This window comes from Nocardia vermiculata NBRC 100427 (assembly GCF_001613265.1).
GTDB lineage: Bacteria > Actinomycetota > Actinomycetes > Mycobacteriales > Mycobacteriaceae > Nocardia > Nocardia vermiculata.
Genome location: NZ_BDCA01000004.1, coordinates 195,054 through 217,166, shown reverse-complemented (window position 1 = coordinate 217,166; position 22,113 = coordinate 195,054). Strand labels below are relative to the sequence as shown.

Annotated in this window: 20 protein-coding genes; 10 read left to right on the top strand and 10 right to left on the bottom strand. The window is 67.5% G+C overall.

The window, feature by feature from the left end; translation table 11 throughout:
* The first annotated feature begins 1 nt into the window (after position 1).
* A complete protein-coding gene (locus NV2_RS07925) occupies positions 2-1,276 on the top strand; it encodes a DUF58 domain-containing protein (RefSeq protein ID WP_067870875.1) in 1,275 nt (424 codons plus the stop codon).
* The gene (locus NV2_RS07920; protein ID WP_067870874.1) at positions 1,273-1,722 is read left to right on the top strand and encodes a hypothetical protein; all 450 of its coding nucleotides are present in this window, start codon (positions 1,273-1,275) and stop codon (positions 1,720-1,722) included. The genes NV2_RS07925 and NV2_RS07920 overlap by 4 nt, the downstream gene beginning before the upstream one ends.
* A 303-nt stretch (positions 1,723-2,025) precedes the next feature.
* Here the strand turns inward: NV2_RS07920 and chsH3 are convergent, their stop codons facing one another.
* Together chsH3 and kstD are read right to left on the bottom strand one after the other, a co-directional pair.
* Positions 2,026-2,889: an enoyl-CoA hydratase ChsH3 gene (chsH3, locus tag NV2_RS07915; protein WP_067870873.1), complete on the bottom strand. Its 864-nt coding sequence runs from the start codon at positions 2,887-2,889 to the stop codon at positions 2,026-2,028.
* Between the two features lie 145 nt (positions 2,890-3,034).
* Positions 3,035-4,747 (bottom strand): 3-oxosteroid 1-dehydrogenase, encoded by a 1,713-nt coding sequence (gene kstD, locus NV2_RS07910; protein ID WP_067870872.1) that lies wholly within the window; start codon positions 4,745-4,747, stop codon positions 3,035-3,037.
* A 129-nt stretch (positions 4,748-4,876) separates the two neighbouring features.
* Between kstD and NV2_RS07905 the strand changes: the two genes are divergently transcribed.
* The 3 genes from NV2_RS07905 to dmpG are packed head-to-tail and all read left to right on the top strand — an operon-like array spanning position 4,877 to position 7,651.
* Complete coding sequence (locus tag NV2_RS07905; RefSeq protein ID WP_067870871.1) at positions 4,877-5,662, top strand: 2-keto-4-pentenoate hydratase; 786 nt, start codon at positions 4,877-4,879, stop codon at positions 5,660-5,662.
* A 10-nt stretch (positions 5,663-5,672) separates the two neighbouring features.
* Entirely contained in the window at positions 5,673-6,584 is a 912-nt protein-coding gene (locus tag NV2_RS07900; RefSeq protein ID WP_067870870.1) for an acetaldehyde dehydrogenase (acetylating), read from the top strand.
* 14 nt (positions 6,585-6,598) lie between these two features.
* The gene (dmpG, locus tag NV2_RS07895) at positions 6,599-7,651 is read left to right on the top strand and encodes a 4-hydroxy-2-oxovalerate aldolase (protein ID WP_067870869.1); all 1,053 of its coding nucleotides are present in this window, start codon (positions 6,599-6,601) and stop codon (positions 7,649-7,651) included.
* Between the two features lie 68 nt (positions 7,652-7,719).
* Here the strand turns inward: dmpG and NV2_RS07890 are convergent, their stop codons facing one another.
* From NV2_RS07890 to NV2_RS07855, 8 genes are all read right to left on the bottom strand, one after another.
* On the bottom strand, positions 7,720-8,139 hold the full coding sequence (locus NV2_RS07890) for a PIN domain nuclease (protein ID WP_067870868.1): 420 nt from the start codon (positions 8,137-8,139) through the stop codon (positions 7,720-7,722).
* A complete protein-coding gene (locus NV2_RS07885) occupies positions 8,136-8,348 on the bottom strand; it encodes a type II toxin-antitoxin system VapB family antitoxin (protein WP_210749043.1) in 213 nt (70 codons plus the stop codon). Before NV2_RS07885 ends, NV2_RS07890 begins: the two co-directional genes overlap by 4 nt.
* A 141-nt stretch (positions 8,349-8,489) precedes the next feature.
* Positions 8,490-9,665, bottom strand: coding sequence for a lipid-transfer protein (locus tag NV2_RS07880; RefSeq protein WP_067870867.1), 1,176 nt, complete (start codon positions 9,663-9,665; stop codon positions 8,490-8,492).
* Positions 9,662-10,081, bottom strand: a complete 420-nt coding sequence (locus NV2_RS07875; protein WP_067870866.1) for a MaoC family dehydratase — start codon at positions 10,079-10,081, stop codon at positions 9,662-9,664. The genes NV2_RS07880 and NV2_RS07875 overlap by 4 nt, the downstream gene beginning before the upstream one ends.
* Positions 10,078-11,043 carry a bifunctional MaoC family dehydratase N-terminal/OB-fold nucleic acid binding domain-containing protein gene (locus NV2_RS07870; protein WP_067870865.1) on the bottom strand — a complete coding sequence of 322 codons (966 nt, stop codon included), beginning with the start codon at positions 11,041-11,043 and terminating at the stop codon, positions 10,078-10,080. The genes NV2_RS07875 and NV2_RS07870 overlap by 4 nt, the downstream gene beginning before the upstream one ends.
* Positions 11,044-11,055: 12 nt before the next feature.
* Positions 11,056-12,225, bottom strand: coding sequence for an acyl-CoA dehydrogenase family protein (locus NV2_RS07865; RefSeq protein ID WP_067870864.1), 1,170 nt, complete (start codon positions 12,223-12,225; stop codon positions 11,056-11,058).
* Complete coding sequence (locus NV2_RS07860) at positions 12,210-13,277, bottom strand: acyl-CoA dehydrogenase family protein (RefSeq protein WP_067870863.1); 1,068 nt, start codon at positions 13,275-13,277, stop codon at positions 12,210-12,212. Before NV2_RS07860 ends, NV2_RS07865 begins: the two co-directional genes overlap by 16 nt.
* A gap of 26 nt (positions 13,278-13,303) precedes the next feature.
* Positions 13,304-15,457: an acyl-CoA dehydrogenase family protein gene (locus NV2_RS07855; RefSeq protein ID WP_067870862.1), complete on the bottom strand. Its 2,154-nt coding sequence runs from the start codon at positions 15,455-15,457 to the stop codon at positions 13,304-13,306.
* A 153-nt stretch (positions 15,458-15,610) separates the two neighbouring features.
* Between NV2_RS07855 and kstR the strand changes: the two genes are divergently transcribed.
* The 5 genes from kstR to NV2_RS07830 all read left to right on the top strand — a co-directional run bounded on the left by kstR (position 15,611) and on the right by NV2_RS07830 (position 22,096).
* The gene (gene kstR / locus NV2_RS07850) at positions 15,611-16,270 is read left to right on the top strand and encodes a cholesterol catabolism transcriptional regulator KstR (protein WP_084474119.1); all 660 of its coding nucleotides are present in this window, start codon (positions 15,611-15,613) and stop codon (positions 16,268-16,270) included.
* Positions 16,271-16,399: 129 nt separating this feature from the next.
* Positions 16,400-18,973 carry a trehalose-phosphatase gene (otsB, locus tag NV2_RS07845; RefSeq protein ID WP_067870861.1) on the top strand — a complete coding sequence of 858 codons (2,574 nt, stop codon included), beginning with the start codon at positions 16,400-16,402 and terminating at the stop codon, positions 18,971-18,973.
* A gap of 203 nt (positions 18,974-19,176) precedes the next feature.
* Positions 19,177-20,067: a metal ABC transporter solute-binding protein, Zn/Mn family gene (locus tag NV2_RS07840; RefSeq protein WP_067870860.1), complete on the top strand. Its 891-nt coding sequence runs from the start codon at positions 19,177-19,179 to the stop codon at positions 20,065-20,067.
* 11 nt (positions 20,068-20,078) lie between these two features.
* On the top strand, positions 20,079-21,095 hold the full coding sequence (locus NV2_RS07835; RefSeq protein ID WP_245662496.1) for a metal ABC transporter ATP-binding protein: 1,017 nt from the start codon (positions 20,079-20,081) through the stop codon (positions 21,093-21,095).
* On the top strand, positions 21,092-22,096 hold the full coding sequence (locus tag NV2_RS07830; RefSeq protein ID WP_084474114.1) for a metal ABC transporter permease: 1,005 nt from the start codon (positions 21,092-21,094) through the stop codon (positions 22,094-22,096). The genes NV2_RS07835 and NV2_RS07830 overlap by 4 nt, the downstream gene beginning before the upstream one ends.
* Positions 22,097-22,113: the final 17 nt, after the last annotated feature.

Genomic DNA, 22,113 nt, shown 5'->3' with positions numbered 1-22,113 from the left:
GATGAGGCATCGCGATACCACGTCGGCCACCGAGATCGAATTGCGGTGGCGCCCCGCGCCGCTGGTGTACATGCTGGCACTGACCGCGGCGGCGGCGCTGGTCGCGGCGATCGTGCTGCAACGCTGGCAGCTCGCGGTCTTCGCGGCCCCGATGCTGGGTGTGCTGGCCACCGCGCCGATGCAGCTGTCGCGCACCAGAGTTCAGGTCGACGGCGGCGGCACCGTGCGCTGCTTCGAAACCGAGGAGGTCGAGCTCGCGGTCGCCGCCTTCGTGGAGCACGGGCACGCACTGCTGCGGTGCCATCCCGACGCAGCAGCCGGGCTCGAGGTGCAGGTGGAGCAGAGCTCCGACTCCGGGCCCGCGCCAGCCGGGCTCCGGCTGGCATTGTCCACCGCCCGCTGGGGCCGCTATCCGGTGACGATCCGGCTCACCGCCCTGAGCCCCGCCGGACTGGCACAGGCGTCGGCCCGCGTCCCGGCCGGCGATGTGTACGTCTACCCGATCGCCGACCCGCAGCGAATGCGGCTGCCACGCACCGAACTTCCGGAGCGGATCGGCACCCATCCGACCCGGCGGCACGGCCCGGGCGTCGAATACGCCGATATTCGCGCCTACGCCCCGGGCGATCAACTGCGGACCGTGAACTGGCCCGTCAGTGCGCGCCGCGGCAGGCTCTACGTCACCGAGCGCCTCACCGATCGGGCCGCGGATGTGGTGGTGCTGGTCGACACCTCGCTGCAGGCGCCCGGACCGGCCACCGATTCCCTGGAACTGACGGTGCGCGGCGCGGCCCAGGTGGCGCAGTCCGCGCTGCAGGCAGGTGACCGCACGGCACTGGTGTGTCTGGGCCGGGAGCCACGGTGGTTGCATCCCGATATCGGTCGCCGGCAGTTCTACCGCATCGTCGACGCGGTGCTGGGAATCGGCGACGAGCACGTCCCCACCACCGGCACGCTGGCCCCGTACGCGGCGGTGCCGCTGGGCGCGATCGTGGTCGCCTTCTCCACCCTGCTCGATACCGAATTCGCGCTGGCACTGATCGACCTGCGCAAGCGCGGCCATACCGTGGTGGTGGTCGACGTGCTGCGCGGACCGCCGTTCACCGACGCACTGGATTCGACGATGGCGCGCATGTGGCAGCTGGAACGCACCGCGATGTACCGCGATATGGGCACCGTCGGTGTCGATGTGGTGCCCTGGCCCGAGGGCGCCCGGCTCGACCAGGCGATGCGGCTGATTCCGGAAAAGCGGCGGCTGGTGCGGGTGCGGCGATGACGAGATTTCTGGCCGTGCTGTCCGGACTGCTGCTCATCGCGGCGGTCACCATCGTCGAACCGTGGGGAGCGATCGCGGTGCTGCTCGCGGTGATCGCGGGCTGGTGGTTCCGTTCCGTCGCGGTCGTCGCGGTGCTGCTCGCGTTGGGTGTGCTGGCGTGGGCGGATGCGGGCGCCGCCGCGGCGGCGGGCACCGGTCTGGTAGCCACCGCCTATCTGCTGAACACCGCCACGCTGCACGCCCCGGCCGGTGTGGTTCCTACCACAGTGGCCTCGGTGACCGGTGCGCTGAGCTTCGCCGGAGCGGCGGTACTCGCGGCCCTGCTCCCGGCGCAGGTGGCCTGGCTGCCACTGCTGGCTCCGGTGCTGGTCATCGTGCTGTACGGGCTGATCGTGGCCGGCCTGACGGGGCGGCGTGCGGCGTCGAATGCGGTGGACACTCCCTAGCAGCACCGCTCCCACAACTGTGTTTCATCCCACAACCTGCGATTTTGCACTACTACACGATGTCGTGCTTTTCTACTACGCCTTGTAGTCTGGAGGCATGTGGATTATCCCGATCATCGCCGTCATCTGCTCCGTCGCGATCGCCGGTCTGTTCGCGACCGGTTTCCCGGACTGAGGCGAACCCGAACCTGCGCCGCACCGCGGTAGTACTCCCCCCGCCGCCGCGCGCGGCCATAGCAACAAACGACCGCCCGACCAGCAGTGCCGATCGGGCGGTCGTTTCGTTCGAGCCGAACGGCCGGGCTAGCCGACGACGGTCAGCCGCACATCGCCGAGTACCGGCGCATCGTCGCGCTCCACCACGGTGGCCGCGATGACCAGCTCGTCACCCTCGCGCCAGATCCGGGAGCGGATCGTCTCACCCGGGTAGAGCACGCCCGCGAACCGCGCGCGGAAGCCGCCCACCCGGCTCGCATCCGAGTCCAGCACCGTATCGGTGGCCGCCTTGCACACCAGGCCGTAGGTGCACAGCCCGTGCAGGATCGGGTTGGGGAAGCCTGCCCCCTTGGCGAATTCGGGATCCGAATGCAGCGGGTTGCGGTCACCGCACATGCGGTACAGCAGCGCCTGCTGCGGCAAGGTCGGCGTCAGCACCTCGAAATCCGGTGCACGATCGGGCAGCACCGCCTTGTTGCTCGGTCCGCGCTCACCACCGAAACCACCCTCACCCTTGGCGAAGATGGACGAACGGGCCGTCCACAGCGGCTGACCGTCGGATCCGGTGATCACCGTCTCGTGGGCGATCACCGCGGCCGAACCCTTGTCCCACACCTCGGTGATGCGGCCGGTGCTGCTCGCCTTGCCTTCGGCAGGAATCGGCCGGTGCACGATGATCTCCTGGCTGCCGTGCACGACCTTGGCCAGGTCGATCTCGACACCCGGATAGCTGACCTTCGGCGGCTCGGTGACCCGCATGGTCGGTGCCACCGTCGCGAAGGTCGGCAGCACCTGCGGCTCCCGGTCGTCGAGATAACGCAGCTCACCCGCATCGGTCCAGCGCTCACCCGCGCCCAGACCCAGGTGGTACAGCTGCACATCCGAGGGCGTCCAGGCGAATTCCTGGCCCGGAAGCTCCGCTCCCAGCGCGGTGTTCAGATCGATGGGCATTGACTCTCCTACTCTGGTGCGGTGCCGCGACCCGGGGGTGGGGCGGCGCGGTGCGCGCATCGGATCCGCGCCGCCCCTGCTCGTCCAATGGTGGACGGGCACGGTCCGGGAACCCGGACCAGGTCTCATTCACCGGAAATGTTGCCTACTTGCCACTCGCGGCGGCCGCGGACTTCTGCTTCGCCCGCTCTACGATGTCCATGACCGCGAGGTAACCGAAGGTCAGCGCGGGGCCGATGGTGGCGCCGGGGCCGGCATAGGTGTGCCCCATGACCGGGGTGGAGGAGTTACCGGAGGCATAGAGACCCTCGATCACGGTGCCGTCCTCACGCAGCACGCGCGCGGCAGTATCGGTGACCAGGCCCCCCTTGGTTCCCAGATCGCCCGGAACGATCTTCGCCGCAAAGAACGGGCCCTGCACCAGCGAGGCCAGGCACGGGTTCGGCTTGACGGTCGGATCGCCGTAGTAGCGGTCGTAGTGGCTCTTACCGCGACCGAAGTCCTCGTCCACGCCCTTCTCGGCGAAGCTGTTGAACCGGGTCACCGTGGCGGACAGATTCTCCGCCGGGACGCCGACCTTCTCGGCGAGTTCGGACAGGGTGTCGGCCTTGACGATGTTGTCGTTCTCCATCCAGCGCGACGGGAAGCGCTGACCGGGCTGCAGACCGGCGTAGATGTAGCGGTTGCGGTAACGCTGATCGAAGACCAGCCAGCAGGGCACGTTCTCACCCGGGCCCTCGCCCTGCCCCCACTTGCCGCCGTACATGGTGTGCACAGCGTCCACGTACGGTGCGGACTCGTTGCCGAACCGCTTACCTTCGGTGTTGATCATGATCGAGCCGGGCAGGTTGCGCTCGGCCAGGGCGAACCAGGTCTTGCCGCCGCCCTTGAACACTGTCGGCCCCCACCAGGCGTCCTCCATGAATCCGATGGCCGCACCCAGCTCCATACCCGCGCGGATACCGTCGCCGGTGTTGGCGGCCGCACCGGTGGTCCACTCGGTGGTGATGGGCTGACGCTGGTACTTCGCGCGCATTTCGGCGTTGTGCTCGAAACCGCCGGTGCCCAGCACGACGCCGTAGCGGGCCTTGAAGATCACCGGCTCGCCGTCGACGGTCGCCTCCACACCCACTACGCGGTCCCCCTCGGTGACAAGCTTGGTGAGGGGGGTGTTCAGCAGGACGGGGACGCCCGCATCGATCAGGCCCTTGCGCATGGCGGCGACAATCGCCTGGCCCATACCCAGGATGTGCTTACCGGTGAACTTGGCGAGGTAGGTACGCGCACCGACCCGCATCGCCCGCATCACGCCCTTGGGGTGGCGCTTGATCAGGTTCAGTCGCACGAAGTCGGCCTGCATGACCACCACGTTCAGTGGGGCCTTGGCGTAGGCAGGTTCGAGGTTGGCGAGCTCGGCGCCCAGCACCTTGCCATTGAACGGTTTGGGCTCGCAGGAGCGACCCTCCCCCCGGCCACCGGGAGCCTCGGGGTGGTAGTCGGAGTATCCGGGCACCCACTTCATCTGCAGCGGGCTGTGGTCGAGCACGAAGTCGAAGGCCTCCGCACCACGGTCGATATAGGTGTCGATCTTCTCCTTCGGCACCGCATCGCCGATGATGCTGTGCAGGTACCTGCGCGCCTCCTCCCGGTCGTCCGGCCGGCCGGACGCCTTGAGCGCCTTGTTGCCGGGGATCCACACGCCACCACCGCTACGGGCGGTGTTGCCGCCGTAGTGCGCGGCCTTCTCGATGAGTACCGCGCGCAGGCCGTGGTGCGCCGCGGCGAGGGCGGCGGTCATTCCGGCGGCGCCGCTGCCGACCACCACCACGTCGTATTCCCGATCAGTCATGTAGAACACGTTATAGAATCAGGACACGTTCGGTCTATATTGGTCTGGCAGATGGGACTGCTGCTAGGGGTTGACACCGGAAAACTCGTTACAGTTTGAGTCCCGGTACCCGACCGGGCCCCGATGGAAGGAACAAGCGTGCTGTCCGACGCGGTACGGAAAGAACTGGCCGCCGAGCTCGCGGCCGCCGAACGAGACCGGACGGCGATCGACCCGCTGGTCACCCGGTATGCGGCGATCGACGTGGTGGACGCCTACGAGATCCAGCTGAGCAATATCCGGCAGCGCCTGACCGACGGCGCGAAGGTCGTCGGCCACAAGGTCGGCCTGTCGTCGAAGGCCATGCAGGAGATGATGGGCGTCGACGAGCCCGATTACGGCCATCTGCTCGACGATATGCAGGTTTTCACCGATGCCCCGGTCGACACCTCGAAATATCTGTACCCCCGGGTCGAGGTCGAGGTCGGCTTCGTCCTGGGTGCCGATCTGCCGGGCGAGGAGTGCACCGAAGCCGACGTGCTCGCAGCGACGGTCGCCTACGCCCCGGCCATCGAACTGATCGACAGCCGCATCAAGAACTGGAACATCGCGTTGTGCGACACCATCGCCGACAACGCGTCGTCGGCCGGATGGGTGCTCGGCACCGAGCGGGTGGCGCCGGATCAGGTGGATATCACCGGCATCGAGGCGCGACTGACCCGCAACGACGAGGTGGTCGCCGAGGGGCGCAGCGAAGCGGTGCTCGGCGATCCGACCATCGCGGTGGCCTGGCTGGCCCGCAAGGTCGCCTCCTTCGGCGTACGCCTGAAGGCCGGCGACATCGTGCTGCCCGGCTCGTGCACCCGCGCCATCGACGTCCGTCCGGGCGACGACTTCCACGCCGAGTTCGCCGGACTCGGTTCTGTCCGTCTGCGTTTCAGCTGAGGAGTTTCGAGTGTCCAGCAATGGAAAAGTGACAGCCGCCATCGTCGGCTCGGGCAATATCAGCACCGACCTGCTGTACAAGCTGCTGCGTTCGGAGCGCATCGAGCCGCGGTGGATGATCGGTATCGACCCCGAGAGCGAGGGCCTCAAGCGCGCCCGCGGCCTCGGTCTGGAGACCTCGCACGAGGGCGCCGACTGGCTGCTCGCGCTGCCGGAGAAGCCGGACCTGCTGTTCGAGGCCACCTCGGCCTACGTGCATCGCGAATACGCGCCTAAGTACGAGGCCGCAGGTATCCGCGCGATCGACCTCACCCCCGCCGCGGTGGGCCCGGCCGTGGTGCCCCCGGTGAACCTCGGCGCCAATACCGACACCCCCAACGTCAACATGATCACCTGCGGTGGACAGGCCACGATCCCGATCGTCAACGCCGTGTCCCGCGTGGTCGAGGTGCCCTACGCCGAAATCGTCGCCTCGGTGTCCTCGGTCTCGGCCGGCCCGGGCACCCGCGCCAACATCGACGAGTTCACCAAGACCACCAGCAAGGGTGTGGAAACCATCGGTGGGGCGCAGCGCGGTAAGGCGATCATCATCCTCAATCCGGCCGAACCGCCGATGATCATGCGCGACACCATCTTCTGCGCGATCCCCGAGGACGCCGACACCGCGGCGATCACCGATTCGATCCACAGGATGGTCGCCGACATCCAGGAGTACGTCCCGGGCTACCGGCTGCTCAACGAGCCGCAGTTCGACGAGCCGAGCGTGATCTCCGGTGGTATGGCGAAGGTTTCGGTGTTCGTCGAGGTCGAGGGTGCGGGCGACTTCCTGCCGCCGTACGCCGGCAACCTCGACATCATGACCGCGGCCGCGACGCGCGTCGGCGACGTCATGGCCGAACAGATCCTCACGGCCCGGGTGTAGAAGGGACCAGATCAATGAATTACGTATTGCAGCCGTTCTCCCAGGAACTCGACGTCCGCGTCACCGACACCTCGCTGCGTGACGGGTCCCACCACAAGCGCCACCAGTTCACCACCACCGAGGTGCGCGATATCGTCGCCGCCGTCGATGCCTCCGGTGTTCCGGTCATCGAGGTGACCCACGGTGACGGGCTGGGCGGTTCCTCGTTCAACTACGGGTTCTCCAAAACCCCCGAACAGGAACTGATCACGATCGCGGCGCAGACCGCGAAACAGGCCAAGATCGCGGTCCTGATGCTGCCCGGTGTGGGTGTGAAAGAGGACATCAAGATCTCGCAGGACAACGGTGCCTCCATCGTGCGTATCGCCACGCACTGCACCGAGGCCGACGTGTCCATCCAGCACTTCGGTTACGCCCGCGATCTCGGTATGGAAACCGTCGGCTTCCTGATGATGTCGCATTCGCAGCCGCCGGAGAAGCTGGCCAAGCAGGCGCGCATCATGGCCGATGCCGGCTGCCAGTGTGTGTACGTGGTCGATTCGGCCGGTGCGCTGGTGCTGGACCAGGTCTCCGACCGGATCTCCGCCCTCGTCGCCGAACTCGGCGACGACGCGCAGGTCGGATTCCACGGCCACGAGAACCTCGATCTGGCCGTGGCCAACTCGATCTACGCGGTCAAGGCGGGCGCCAAGCAGATCGACGGCAGCGCGCGGCGTTTCGGTGCCGGCGCGGGCAACACCCCGGTGGAAGCCTTCATCGGCGTGGCCGACAAGGTCGGCATCAAGACCGGTATCGACTTCTTCGCCATCGCCGATGCCGCCGAGGATGTGGTCCGCCCGGCCATGCCGCAGGAATGCCTGCTCGACCGCCAGGCCCTGATGATGGGCTACGCGGGCGTGTACTCCAGCTTCCTCAAGCACGCTGAACGCCAGGCGGAACGCTACGGCGTCTCGGCCGCGGAAATGCTGGTCCGCGCCGGAGCGCGCAAGCTCGTCGGCGGCCAGGAGGATCAGCTGATCGACATCGCGCTGGAACTGCAGCGGGAGAAGACCGGCGCCACCGCCTGATCCGCTCCGCCTGATTCGACCCACTTCGAAAGGCCGCGAACACTTCCGTTCGCGGCCTTTCGTGCGCCTCAAGAGATGGATCCGGGCGGCGAAATCCACTGTGTCGGTTGGCCGGTCGCCTCGGCCACGGTCTCGTAATCGCGGTCGTAGTGCAAGATCGTGAGATTGTTCGCCTCCGCGGTCGCGGCAATGACCAGATCCGAGACACCCGCACTGCGATGATGACCGCGTTCGGTGAGTAGTTGCTGCACCTGGTGCGTTCGTACCCAGACGTTCTCCGGCGTGGCTACCCAACCGAACAGCGCTCCCAGCTGTTCCTTCTTGTGCAGGCGATCCGCCAGCGAGCGTGCGGAGAACAACAACTCGAGTTCGACCGCATCGCAGACCGCTATCACTCCAGCCGTGACGGTCTCGTGCCATACCTTTCGAACCGTGGGATCGATGAACAGACGCGCTGCCGCCGAGGTGTCGATCAGGTAGCTGATCACCGGCGGTAGTTGTCCTTGTCGAGCAGGACGTCGAAGTCACCCTGTTCAGCCATCTCGCCGAGAGTGTTCAGCGCTTTGACCCGCTCGAGCCGTTTGGCGATCTCGACCAGCGCCGCGTTCACCGTGTCCTTCTTCGTCGATGTTCCCAACAGCTGCTGTGCGTGAGCGAGCGCCTCGTCATCGACATCGATCAACAGTTTCGACACCATAACCTCCAGCGTATATCTAGTATCGATACTGGCTATATAGTTTCTATACTAACTCGGCGACAGGATCGATGGGAGCATCGGCACGATACGCACAGCGAAGGCCGCGTACCGGATTGTTCCGATACGCGGCCTTCGAGTAGCTCAGGCTGCGGTCAGCACCAGCCCCGAGGTCGGAACTCCGGTGCCGGCGGTCACGACGATGTTGTCCAGGGCGTCGACCTGGTTCACCGAGGTGCCGCGGATCTGGCGTACGCCCTCGGCGATGCCGTTCATGCCGTGGATGTAGGCCTCGCCCAGCTGGCCACCGTGGGTGTTGAGCGGCAGCCGGCCACCGAGCTCGATCGCACCGTCGGCGACGAAATCCTTGGCCTCACCGCGGCCGCAGAAGCCCAGCTCCTCCAGCTGCATCAGCACGAACGGGGTGAAGTGGTCGTAGAGGATCGCGGCCTGCATGTCCTCGGGCCGCAAACCGCTCTGCTGCCACAGCTGATCGCCGACCAGCCCCATTTCCGGCAGGCCGCTGAGCCCGTCACGGTAGTAGCTGGTCATCACGTACTGGTCCGCACCGGAGCCCTGTGCGGCACCGGCGATCAGCGCAGGCTTGTTCGACAGGCCCTTCGCCCGGTCGGCGCTGGTGATCACCAGCGCCACGCCGCCGTCGGTTTCCTGGCAGCAGTCCAGCAAATGCAGTGGTTCGGCGATCCACCGCGAGTTCTGGTGGTCCTCCAGGGTGATCGGCTTGCCGTAGAAGTGCGCCGCCGGATTCACCGCGGCGTGCTTGCGGTCGGCGACGGCCACCCGGCCGAAATCCGCACTGCTCGCGCCGTATACATGCATGTACCGGCGCGCCACCATCGCCACCTGCGCGGCGGGCGTCCCCAGGCCGTGGGTGTAGGAGAACGCGTTGTCCACACCCGAGGAGCTGGGATTGCCGGTCGCCAGATGAGTGGCGAACTGGCCGAAGCGGTTCCCGGACCGTTCGTTGAAGGCCCGGTACGCCACGACCACATCGGCGACACCGGTCGCGACGGCCATCGCGGCCTGCTGCACCGTCGCCGCGGCCGCACCGCCGCCGAACGGGATGTTGCTGAAGAACTTCAGATTCGGAATACCGGCGGCGCGCGCGACGGCGACCTGGGTATTGGTATCCATGGTGAAGGTCGTCAGGCCGTCCACATCGTCCGGAGTGAGCCCGGCGTCGGCCAGTGCCGCGGTGACCGCCTCGGCGGCCAGACGCAGCTCGCTGCGGCCGGAGTCCTTGGAGAAGTCGGTGGCGCCGATACCCACGATGGCGGCGCGACGGCTCAATTCCGTCACTGGCGTGCCTCCTGCAGGGAGATAACGGCTTTCGCCGTGATGTGATCGCCGAGACTGTCCTTGCCGACCACGTCGATGGTGACCTCGCCACCGTCCACGGCCGCCACGGTGCCGGTGAGCGTCAGGGTGTCCCCCGCGTACAGCGGCACGCCCAGGCGGAGCGCGATCGACTTGACGATCGCCCCCGGCCCGGCCCAATCGGTGACGAACCGCTGCACCAGACCGGTGTCGGTGAGGATATTGACGAAGATGTCCTTGGAACCGCGTTCGACCGCCTTGTCGCGGTCGTGGTGCACGTCCTGGAAATCCCGGGTGGCGAGCGCCGTCGAGATCACGAAGGTCGGGTCGGCGTGAATCACTAACTCCGGCAGCGTGGTCCCGACCGCCACGGCGGCCGGTTCGATAGTAGAAGTCATCGCACGGCCTCCCAGTACGGCACGGTGTTGTCGTCGTCGAGCTGCTGGAAACCGACCACTACCGGCAGGCCCACCTCGACCTCGCCCGGCTCGATGCCGCGCAGCTCACCGAGCATGCGCACACCTTCCTCGAGCTCGACCAGCGCGACCACATAGGGCACCTGGCGTCCGGGCACCTTCGGCGCGTGATGAACCACGAAGCTGAACACGGTGCCGCGGCCGGAGGCCACGACGTAATCGGTCTGCTCGGTGTGGTCCTTCCACAACGCCGGCACCGGCGGATGCTGCAGTGAGCCGTCGGGCCGCTGCTGAATCCGCAGCTCACCGAGTGCGACGCCGTCCCAGAAGAATTCGGTGTCCTTCGAGACGGTGGGGCGGACCCGCTTGGCCAGATCCTCCGCCGAGACCGCGCCGGGTTCCGGTGCGGGCGCCTGCTTTCCGGTGCCCGGAATGAACTTGAGCATGCGGAACAGCATCTCGGTGACCAGTTCGTCACCGACGTACCAGTTGGTGCGGTAGGTGGTGAACCAGCCTTCGCCGAGTCCGGTGCGCTTCGGGCCGACGATCTCGTCGACGCTGGAGCGCACCGTCACCTGCTCACCGAGTTGCAGGTAGCGGTGGTAGATCTGCTCGCAGTTGGTGGCGACGACCGAGGTGAACCCGGCGGCATCGAACAAATCGTTGGTGCGGGTCATCGGGTCGTCGGCGGCACGTTCGCCACCCAGACCCAGCATGGTCCACACCTGTGCCATGGCCGGCGGCGCGACGATGCCCGGATGTCCGGCGGCGCGCGCGGCGCCGGCGTCGACGTAGATCGGATTGGCGTCGCCGAGCGCCTCGACCCAGTTGTTGACCATCGGCTGATTGATCGGGTCGCGGCCGGCGCGCGGCGCGGACTCGCCGTCCGCCTTGATCTTCTCGAGCCCCTCGCGAATCTCGTCGGCCGTGAATGACTGTGTCACGGTGGATGACTCCTATCTCGGTACGCGGGGCAAGCGCAGGCCCATCTGGGAGATCAGCTCACGCATGACCTCGTTGACGCCGCCGCCGAAGGTGACGACGATGTTCTGCTTGGTGCGCTTGTCCAGCCAGGTGAGCAGGTCAGCGGTGTCCGGATCGGCGGGGTCGCCGAAGCGTCCCACGATCTCCTCGGTGAGCCTGCCCGCCTCCTGCAGTGCCTCGGTGGAGAACACCTTGGTCGCGGAGGCGTCGGCGATCACATCACGCTGATCGGCGTCGGGACGCTCCATATTGGAGGCGACCTGCCAGTTCAGCAGCTCGTTGAGCCGGACCTGGGCGTGCAGGCGGCCCAATGCGCGCCGCACATCGCCCTCACCGAGCACGCCCTGCTGCTGCGCCCATTCCCGCAACCGCTCGTAGAGCTGCTCGATCTTGCCGGACGGTCCCAGGCTGACCCGCTCGTGGTTGAGCTGGGTGGTGATCAGCTTCCAGCCGCCGTTCTCCTCCCCGACCGTCATGCTCGCGGGCACGTGCACATTGTCGAAGTAGGTGGCGTTGGTGTGGTGCGCACCGTCGGCGGTGATGATCGGCGTCCACGAATACCCCGGATCCTTGGTGTCCACGATCAGGATCGTGATCCCCTTGTGCCGGGATTCGACGGTGCCGGTCCGCACGGCCAGCCAGAGGAAGTCGGCCTCGTGCGCGCCGGTGGTGAAGATCTTCTGCCCGTTGACGACCCAGTCACCGTTCGCGTCGCGCACCGCGGAGGTGCGCAGCGCGGCCAGGTCGGTGCCGGCATCGGGCTCGGAGTAGCCGATCGCGAAATGCACGTCACCGGTGAGGATTCCGGGCAGGAACTTCTGCTTCTGCTCCTCGGTGCCGAACGACTGCAACGCCGGGCCGACGGTCAGCAGGGTGACCAGCGGAACGGGCACATCGGCACGCACCGCCTCGTTGTAGAAGATCTGCTGTTCCAGCGGTCCGAATCCGGCCCCACCGAACTCCTTCGGCCAGCCCAGACCGAGCTTGCCGTCGCGTCCCATCCGCTTGACCACCGCACGATAGGCGTCACCGTGGCGGTTGACCTGCATCTCGGCCTCCTCCTCAGGAGTGACGAGACCGGTGAAGTAGGAACGTAATTCGTCCCGCAGTTGCCGCTGTTCCGCGGTCAGTTCGATGAACATCTGACTCCCAATCGGTCCAGCCGGAACGACGCACCGCCGAGCCAGCGGGCGATGTCCTTGGCCTGTGAGTAGTAGCGGTGCAGTGGGTGGGTCATATCGACGCCGAGCCCGCCGTGCAGGTGATGACACTGCTGCATGGCCTTGGGCAGTTCGGCGGCCACCGTATACGCCAGCACCTCGAGATCGTCGTCGACGCGCTCGGCGTGTTCGGTACTGCGATCCTCCTGTGCCAGAGCCCATACCGCCGAGGCGGCCGCGACACTCAGGGTGCGCGACACGACGTACACGTCGGCGATTTCCTGTGCCACGGCCTGGAACTGGGCCAACGGCCGCCCGAACTGCTCTCGGGTCCGCACGTGTTCCGCGGTCAGCGCGACGACGCCCTTGAGCAGTCCGTCGGCCACAGCGCCGATGCTCGCCAGGGCGAACCGCTGCAGCTCCGCGATGCCGTCCGGCAGCAGGTGCGCCGCCGGGGCCTCGACTCCGTCGAAGCGCAGCGAGAATTCCGGCACGCCGTCCGAACTCGGGCTGGGCGTACGGGTGATTCCCGCGGCCGCACCGTCGACGAGGGCGATCCCGCTGTCGGTGGGTACCAGAATCCAGCGCGCGGTGTCGGCATAGGGCACCGCGACCTTGGTGCCGGTGACCCGCACGGTGACACCGTCGGACACCGCCGAGGTTTCCGGCTTCACGGTGAACGGGGACCCCGGCTCGTGCAGGGCGGCGGTGATCACCCCGCCCTCCGCAACGGCCGGGAACACCTGCTCGGCCACCTCGTCCGGCACGCCGAGCGCGCGCAACGGCAGCACACCGAAGCCGAGGGTGACCAGTGCCGGTGTCTGCGCGGCGTCGGTGGCCAGCTCGGTGAGCATGGCCGAGACCTCCAGCAGGCCCATATCGTCGCCGCCGAACCGTTCCGGCAGCGGCACGGCCAGCAGGCCGCTCTCGGCCACGACCGGCCACAGCGCGATATCGCGCGCGCTCTCGCGTTCCAGCAAACTTACGACAACCTCGGCGACAGCGTCCTGGCTCTCGTCTCTGGTGAAGTCCAATTCAAGCTCCCGGTGTGAAATGGGGACTAGCTCTGCGATTCACGCGGTAGCCCGAGAATCCGCTCACCGGCGACGGTCAACAGAATCTGCTCGGTACCACCGGCAATCGACAAACAGCGTGTGAGCAGGAATTCCTTCACCAGATCGGTGTCGAGAGCACCCGCCGTACCGGACAATTCGACGGCGAACTCAGCCACCGCCTGCCGGTGTCGCACACCGACCAATTTACGTACGCTGCTCTCCGCGGCAGGGTCGCCACCGGACAGCATCTTCTGAGCGGCGCGGGCCTCCAGCAAGGTCCCGGCCACCGACTCGGCGACCAGCGCGCCGAGGCGATCGGCCACCACTTCCGCACCCGGGCCCGAGGCCGGGGCCGCGGCGATCACGGCTTCCAGTTCGTCACCGATCCCCTTACCGCCCATCGCGATCCGCTCCGCGGACAGCGTCGAGCGGGCGATCCGCCAGCCGTTGCCGAGCTCACCGACCACGCAGTCGTCCGGGACGAACACATCGTCGAGGAAGACCTCGTTGAAGCGTGCCTCGCCGGTGATCTCCACCAGCGGCCGGATCTGGAGCCCGGCACTCTTCATATCGACCAGGAAATAGCTGATGCCCTTGTGCTTCGGCGCCGACGGATCGGTGCGAGCCAGGCAGATTCCCCAGGTGGCCCGGTCGGCCAGCGAGGTCCACACCTTCTGGCCGCGCAGCTTCCAGCCGCCCTCGACCCGTTCGGCCACGGTGCGCAGCGCTGCCAGATCCGAGCCGGCGCCCGGTTCGGAGAACAGCTGGCACCAGATCACCTCACCGGTCAGGGTGGCGCCCGCATAGCGCTCGATCTGCTCGGGCGTCCCCCATTGCAGCAGGGTCGGAACCGCCCAGTTGGCAATGTTGAGGTCCGGCAGGTCGATTCCGGCGCTGCGGATCCGGTCGTCGATACGGCTCCGCAACAGCGGGCCCGCACCACGACCGTAGGGCTCGGGCCAGTGCGCGGCCAGCAAACCCGCGTCGGCGAGGGCCGCACGATGCTCGTCGGCCGGCAGTGCCGCGATCCGCTGCACATCCGCGTCCAGCGCAGCGACCTGCGCCGCGTCCAGGCCCAGTGCCTCCCAGTCGGATTCACCGTCGGCACCGAGCTCCACGCCGACCGTGCGCCGCACGCCCGCCGCGGTGAGTTCGGCGACCCGGGCACGCCAGTGCGCCGAGCCGCCCAGCACGGCCCGCAGCGCGGTGGCGCGACGCAGATACAGATGCGCGTCGTGCTCCCATGTGAAGCCGATTCCGCCGAGGACCTGAATGCAGTCCTTCGCGTTCTCCACCGCGGCGTCCAGCGTCATCGACATCGCGATCGCGGCCGCCAGGCCCAGCTCGGAACTTCCGGAATCGACGGCGGCCGCGGCATCGGCGGCCACCGCACGAGCCTGCTCGGTGCGGCACAGCATCCAGGCACAGATGTGCTTGACGGCCTGGAACTGGCCGATCCGGCGACCGAACTGCTCACGCACCTTCGCGTACTCGACCGCGGTCTCCAGGCACCATCCGGCAATCCCGGCGGCCTCGGCAGCGATCAGGGCCGCGGCCACATCCGACACCGTGTATCCGGGCGCGAAGGTGTCCGCGGCCGACACCGTGACCCCGGCGCATTCGACCCGGGCCAGCGGGACACCGGTGTCGAGGCCGGTGAGTTCCGCCACGTGCACGCCCACGGCACCCGGCCGGACCAGACACCACGCTTCCCGCTCGCCGGTGCGAACCGGCAGCAGCAGCGCGGTGTGTTCGTCGGCACCGTAGACCGTGTCCCAGGTGCCGGTGAGCTCGAGGTCACCGGTCCCGTTGTGGGACACCGCAACAGGCTCTACCAGCGCAATTCCGCAGGGCGTAGCCTCGTCGAGGGTGTCACCGGCAACGAGGCCGGCCAGCGCGGTAGCCGTTACCGGCCCGCCCACGAGATCATGTGCGGCCTGCTCGATCAGCACGGCCAGATCGGCGACGCAGCCACCTGCGCCGCCCGCCTCCTCCGGCACAGCGACGCGGAAGATCCCGAGGTCCACGAGTCCCGGCCAGAACTCACGCCACGACCCCGGTCCGCCACTGCGCATTGTTGCAATCGGCTGAGCCGCTCGGGCCCACCCGCGCATCGACTCCTGAACGGCTTTATGCTCGTCAGTGGTGGCGATGGTCACACTCCATACCGCCTTTCCGGCGTGACTCCCACACCTAGAACATGTTCTAATGTGACGGCCGGGCGTAAGTCAAGGGCAGTCCCATCCACTGCTCGACCTACCACCGCGCGCCGGCCGCCGAACCGACGTGAGTGCAGGAAAGGACTTTCACCCATGGCCAGTCCCTCCCGAGAGCAGGCTTCCGACTCGGGTGCGGGCAACGGTGCCCGTAACAGCGCGACGGTGAACACGCTCAGCGAAGACGAGCTGAGCTCGGCCGCCCAGCGCGAGCGGCGAAAGCGAATCCTCGACGCCACCCTGTCCCTCGCCTCCAAGGGCGGTTACGACGCCGTGCAGATGCGCGCGGTCGCCGACCGCGCCGATGTCGCAGTCGGCACCCTCTACCGGTACTTCCCGTCGAAGGTGCACCTGCTGGTGTCCACCCTGGCGCGCGAATTCGAGCAGTTCGACAGCAAACGCAAACCGCTGGCCGGTCAGAGCCCGCAGGAGCGCATGCACCTGATGCTGACCCAGATCACCCGCGCCATGCAGCGTGACCCGCTGCTCACCGAGGCGATGACCCGAGCATTCATGTTCGCCGACGCCTCCGCGGCCGCCGAAGTGGATCGGGTCGGCAAGGTGATGGACCGCTTCTTCGCCCGTGCTCTCAACGAGGGTGAGCCGACCGAACGGGATATGGCGATCGCCCGCGTGATCAGTGACGTGTGGCTGTCGAATCTGGTGGCATGGCTCACCCGGCGCGCCTCCGCCACCGACGTCACCGAGCGTCTCGAGCTGACCGTCGATCTGCTGCTGGGCGAAAAGTCCTCGTGAAAACGGTGCCGCATCGGCGGCGCCGGAGTGGGTAATCGAGAGGTATCACTGCGCGAACAAGTGGGCAACGAGGACCCAGTAAAGTTTCTCGCGCCCTGAAAAATCTCCTCCGATCACTAGGTTGGATGCGTGAGCGCACAGGATCTGCCACACGAACTTCGCCGAGCCCTCTCGGCCGTAGCCCGCGTACCGCGGCTACTGGTCGCTTCGGACTACGACGGGACAATCGCGCCCATTGTGTCCGACCCGGCCAAGGCCTATCCGCATCGAGAATCGGTCAGTGCACTACGTGCGCTGGCCGGCCTGAGTACTACCACCGCGGCCGTCATCTCCGGCCGCGCGCTGCGAGATCTCGCGGCGCTGTCCCGGCTCCCGGTCGAGGTGCAACTGATCGGCAGCCACGGGTCCGAATTCGATGTGGGCTTCGTGCACGCCATCGATAACGACGCCAAACAACTACTGACCGAGGTGCGGCACGCCCTGGCCGCGATCGCCGCCGACCATCCCGGTGTGACGGTGGAGGCCAAACCCGCCAGCATCGCGCTGCACGTGCGCAACGCGGTTCCCGAAGTGGGGCGGCGGGCACTGCAATTGGCCCGGCAGGGCCCGGCCAGCTGGGTCGGCATTCAGGTCACCGAAGGTAAAGCGGTGATCGAGCTGGCGGTCATCCGGACCGACAAGGGCGCCGCACTCGACATCATCCGGCACCAGGAAGGCGCCTCGGCCGCGGTCTTCTTCGGCGACGACGTCACCGACGAGAAGGCCTTCGCCCGGCTGTCCGGGCCGGATATCGGCATCAAGGTCGGCGAGGGCGAAAGCTCGGCCGAATACCGGGTCGACAGCACCGAAGAGGTCGCCAAGGCACTGGCCTACCTGCTCGAGGAACGCCGCACCTGGCTGGCCGGCGCCTCGGCACCGCGCATCGAGCGCCTGTCCATGCTGGCCTCTCCGCGTTCCAAGGCGCTGCTGACCCCGGACGGCACCGTCACCTGGCTCTGCCATCCGGAACCCGATTCGGCGGCCGTGTTCGCCCACCTGCTCGGTGGTCCGGCGGCCGGACATTTCAGCATCGCCCCGGAACGCCAGGGCCTGCCGCTGTCGCAGCGCTACGTCGACGGCACCATGACCGTGGTCACCCGCTGGTCCAGCCTGAAGGTCGTCGACTATCTACCACACGATGTGGCGCTGGAACGGACGGATCTGACCCGGGTGATCACCGGTGACGCCAAGGCCGTGGTGACCTTCGCGCCCCGCCCGGAATTCGGGCAGGTCCGGGTCACCCTGATCCGCGAACCCGCGGGGTTGCGCGTGCACGGCACCAACGACCCGATCGTGCTGCGCTCGCCCGGGGTGGCCTGGGAGATCGTCGAGGAAGGCATCCATCACGTCGCTCGCGCGGTGGTCGATCCTTCGGACGGTCCGGTCGTACTCGAAATGCGCTGCGGCACCTCCGATCTCGCACCGGCAATGGTGAGTGAGACGGAGCGTCGCAGAGTAGCCGAGCACTACTGGCACAGCTGGTCCTCGGAACTGGATCTGCCGCCGCTGAAGCCGGACCTGATGAAGCGCTCGGCGCTGACCCTGCGTGGCCTGGTGCACGCCCCCTCGGGCTCGATCATGGCCGCGGCCACCACCTCCCTCCCAGAGGACATCGGTGGCGTCCGCAACTGGGACTACCGCTACTGCTGGCTGCGCGATGCCTCACTGACCGCACATGCGCTGGTCACGCTCGGCTCGCTGACCGAGGCCGAGGACTTCCTGGCCTGGACGCACCGGGTGCTCGACACCCTCGCCGGGCCGGAACGCCTGCACCCGCTGTACACGCTCTACGGCGAGACACTGCCGCCGGAGGCGGTGCTGGACCAGCTGCCCGGCTATGCCGGCTCCCGGCCGGTTCGGGTGGGTAACGCCGCGAATATGCAGGTCCAGCTGGACGTGTTCGGCCCGATCGTGGATCTGATCTCCGCACTGGCGACGGCCCGCGAAGCCAAAGGGATCACCGACCCCGGCAAAGCACTGCCCGACCGGGACTGGGAACTGGTCGAGGCCATGGTCTCGGCGGTACAGCGACGCTGGCGTGAACCCGATCACGGCATCTGGGAGATCCGCGGCAACCCGCGCCACCACGTGTACTCGAAGGTGATGGGCTGGCTGACCGTCGACCGGGCGATCACACTGGCCGAACGGTTCGACCGTGCCACCGAACCAATCTGGTTCGAACTGCGCGAAACCATCGCCGAAGAGGTCAAGGCGAAGGGCTGGAACGACGAAGCGCAGTCCTACACCGCGGCCTACGACGGCACGGATCTGGACGCCGCGACCCTGTACATCGGGCTCAGCGGTCTGATCGAACCGTCGGATCCGCGTTTCGCGGCAACGGTCGTGGCGACCGAGGCCGAGCTACGCAGCGGGTCGACGGTGTACCGCTACCACCACGACGACGGTCTGCCCGGCGGCGAGGGCGGATTCCATCTGTGTGCCGCCTGGCTGGTCGAGGCGTACCTGCTGATCGGCAAGCGCGAGGAGGCCGAGGCCCTGTTCGCGCAACTGGTGGATGTCGCCGGGCCGACCGGCCTGCTCAGCGAGGAATACGATCCGGTAGCCGAGCGTTCACTGGGTAATCACCCGCAGGCCTACAGCCATTTGGGCCTGCTGCGTTGTGCGCAGCTGCTGAGTCAACCGGTGGCTGCGCTCGTTCAGTAGCGCGAACTCTCGTTTCCGGGCCCGGCCCCGTTCGCGCGACGAGCGGGCATCCGGGCCCGGAACCAGCTTCGTGGCTGGTCTCACACCGGTTTGCCGGTGCCGGAATGTCACCGTTCCTGGACAGATGCGCTACATTTAAATGGAAATCGTTTCCGTTAAGAGTCTGTGTGCCGCACGGAGTCTGTGTGTCCAGGAGTTCCCGCGTGATCAGAAAGTTCGCCGTCCGGATCGCTGTCGCCACGCTGGGAATCACCACCGCCGCTACGCTGGCCGCCTGTTCCGGCTCGTCCGCGGACTCCGGGATGCCCACGATCGTCACCTCCACCGATGTGTGGGGCAGTGTCGCCGCCGCCGTGGGCGGTGCCGATGTCGAGGTGAAATCCATCATCGACAGCCCGAATCAGGACCCGCACTCGTATCAGACCACCGCCTCCGATGCCGCCGCGATCCGCGATGCGGCGCTGGTGGTCTACAACGGCGGCCACTACGACGAATTCGCCGAGCAGGCCGCGCAGGGCCGCGACAAACCGACCCTGTCGGCCTTCGACCTGCGCACCGGCGCGGCGGCCGGTGACGACAACGAACACGTCTGGTACGACATGGCCACGGTCGGCGCGGTCGCGGACAAGATCGCCGACGAACTCGGCCGCATCGATCCCGCGCACCAGCAGGCCTTCACCGACCGCGCCGCGGCATTTCACGGGCGGCTCGCCGATATCACTGCGATCATGACGAACGTCGCGACGACGCATCCGAAAACGCCCGTGCTGCAGACCGAGCCGCTGGCGCACTACCTGCTCCGCGCTGCCGATACCGAGGATCGCACCCCGCACTCCTTCGCCGAGGCGATCGAACAGGGCACCGATCCGGCTCCCGCCGATCTGGCCGCGGTGCGAGAACTGCTGGACGGCAAACAGGTTCGCGCACTGGTCTACAACATCCAGACCGAAGACAAGACCACGAAGGATGTGGCCGCGACTGCGAAGGGCGCCGGCGTTCCGATCGTCGAGGTCACCGAAACCCTTCCGGAGGGAACAGATTTCGTGACCTGGCAGACCGACAACGCGACCACTCTGGCCGCGGCACTCGACTGAGGAGGGCACCGATGCCCGGACCTACCGAGCCGAACGTCGTCGAACGCAACGACGACGAGAGTCGCACTGCACTAGAGAACGACGGCCACGCTGTGCCCGACGGGGTAGGCAGCGAGCCCGGAGATCCGGCTGCGAATCCCGACAATCTGCGCCCCGGCTTCGACACCTCCGACTGCACGTTCTGCGAGCCCGGCAACACAACGTCGCCGGAGTCCGGAACTCCCGCGGTATCGCTGCGCGGTGCGGGCCTGGCCTTCGGACCCCGCACGCTGTGGGAAGGCTTGGATCTCGACGTCGCGGCCGGCGAATTCGTCGCGGTATTGGGTCCCAACGGTTCCGGGAAGACCTCACTGCTGCGCATGCTGCTGGGGCAGCTGCCCCCGAGCGCCGGCACGGTCGACATCGGCGGAACACCGGCCCGGCTCGGAAACCCCCGTATCGGGTACGTGCCACAGCAGAAGACCATCGATGCGGGCGTGCAGTTGCGTGGTGTCGATCTGGTCGGACTGGGCGTGGACGGCCACCGCTGGGGCCTGGGCTGGCGGGGTCGCGCCGAGCGCCGACGCCGGGTGAATGACGCCATCGCCCAGGTGGGGGCCCAGCGGTTCGCGAAGGCGCCGCTGGAATCGTTGTCCGGCGGCGAACAACAGCGCTTGCGAGTCGCGCAGGCACTGGCCGGCGATCCACGAGTACTGCTGTGCGACGAGCCGCTACTCAGCCTGGACCTGGCCAATCAGCGCCTGGTGTCCGAGCTCATCGACCGCCGGCGCCGCACGCACGATACCGCCGTCCTGTTCGTCACCCACGAGATCAACCCGATCCTGCCCCTGGTCGACCGGGTGCTGTACCTGGTGGACGGCAAATTCCGGATCGGCACACCCGACGAGGTGATGACCTCGCCGGTGCTCTCCGAGCTCTACGGCACCGAGGTGGAGGTGCTGCGGGTGCGCGGGCGGCTGGTCGTCGTCGGCACCGGTGACGAGATCGACGCACTCGGCACCCACCACGGCGAGGGAGTCCGCGCATGAACGACAAACTCTCCGACGTCTTCACCCGCATGCTCGACCTGCAGACCGCGGCCGACCTGCTGACCTACGATTTCGTCCAGCATGCGGTCATCGCGGCCGCACTGCTGGGTCTGCTGGCCGGAATGATCGGCCCGCTGATCGTGAACCGGCAGATGTCGTTCGCGGTCCACGGCACCAGTGAGCTGTCGCTGACCGGTGCGGCCGCGGCCCTGCTGATCGGCGTCGGAGTCGGCGCCGGCGCAATCGTCGGCTCGGTGGTGGCCGCGGTCATGTTCGGGCTGCTGGGCTCCAAGGCGCGCGAACGCGATTCGGTGATCGCGGTGGTGATGTCGTTCGGGCTCGGCCTGTCGGTGCTGTTCCTGTGGCTCGGACCCAGCCGCGCCGGATCGAAATTCTCCCTGCTGACCGGGCAGGTGGTCAGTGTCGGCGACAACGGGCTGACCTTGCTCGCGCTGTGCACCGTGGGCGTGCTGCTGGTGCTGGCGTTCATCTACCGACCGCTGTTGTTCGCCAGCACCGATCCGCAGGTCGCGGTGGCCCGCGGCGTTCCGGTGCGGGCCCTGTCGGTGATCTTCGCCGTGCTGCTGGGTGTGACCGCGGCCTTCGGCGTGCAGATCGTCGGGGCGCTGCTGGTGCTGGCCCTGCTGATCACCCCGGCCGCCGCTGCGGCACAGGTCACCGCCAACCCACTGCATGCGACCCTGCTGTCGGTGCTGTTCGCCGAGATCGCTGCGGTCGGCGGCATCGTGCTGTCGCTGGCTCCCGGGGTGCCGGTGTCCACGTTCATCACCACGATCTCTTTCGTGATCTACCTGCTGTGCCGATTCGTCGCCAAGCCCGTGCTGACCGCGCGCCGCCGGACAACACTCCGCGCGCCCGGCCCGTCGGATGATGCCACCGGGACCGCGGGCGATACGACCGGCGCCCGGAGCGGCACAGCCGGACCGGCGGCTGCCGGACCCGCTACGCCCGCGCGGCGTATCGAAGCTGCCGTCGATTAGCCGTCGAACAGCACGGC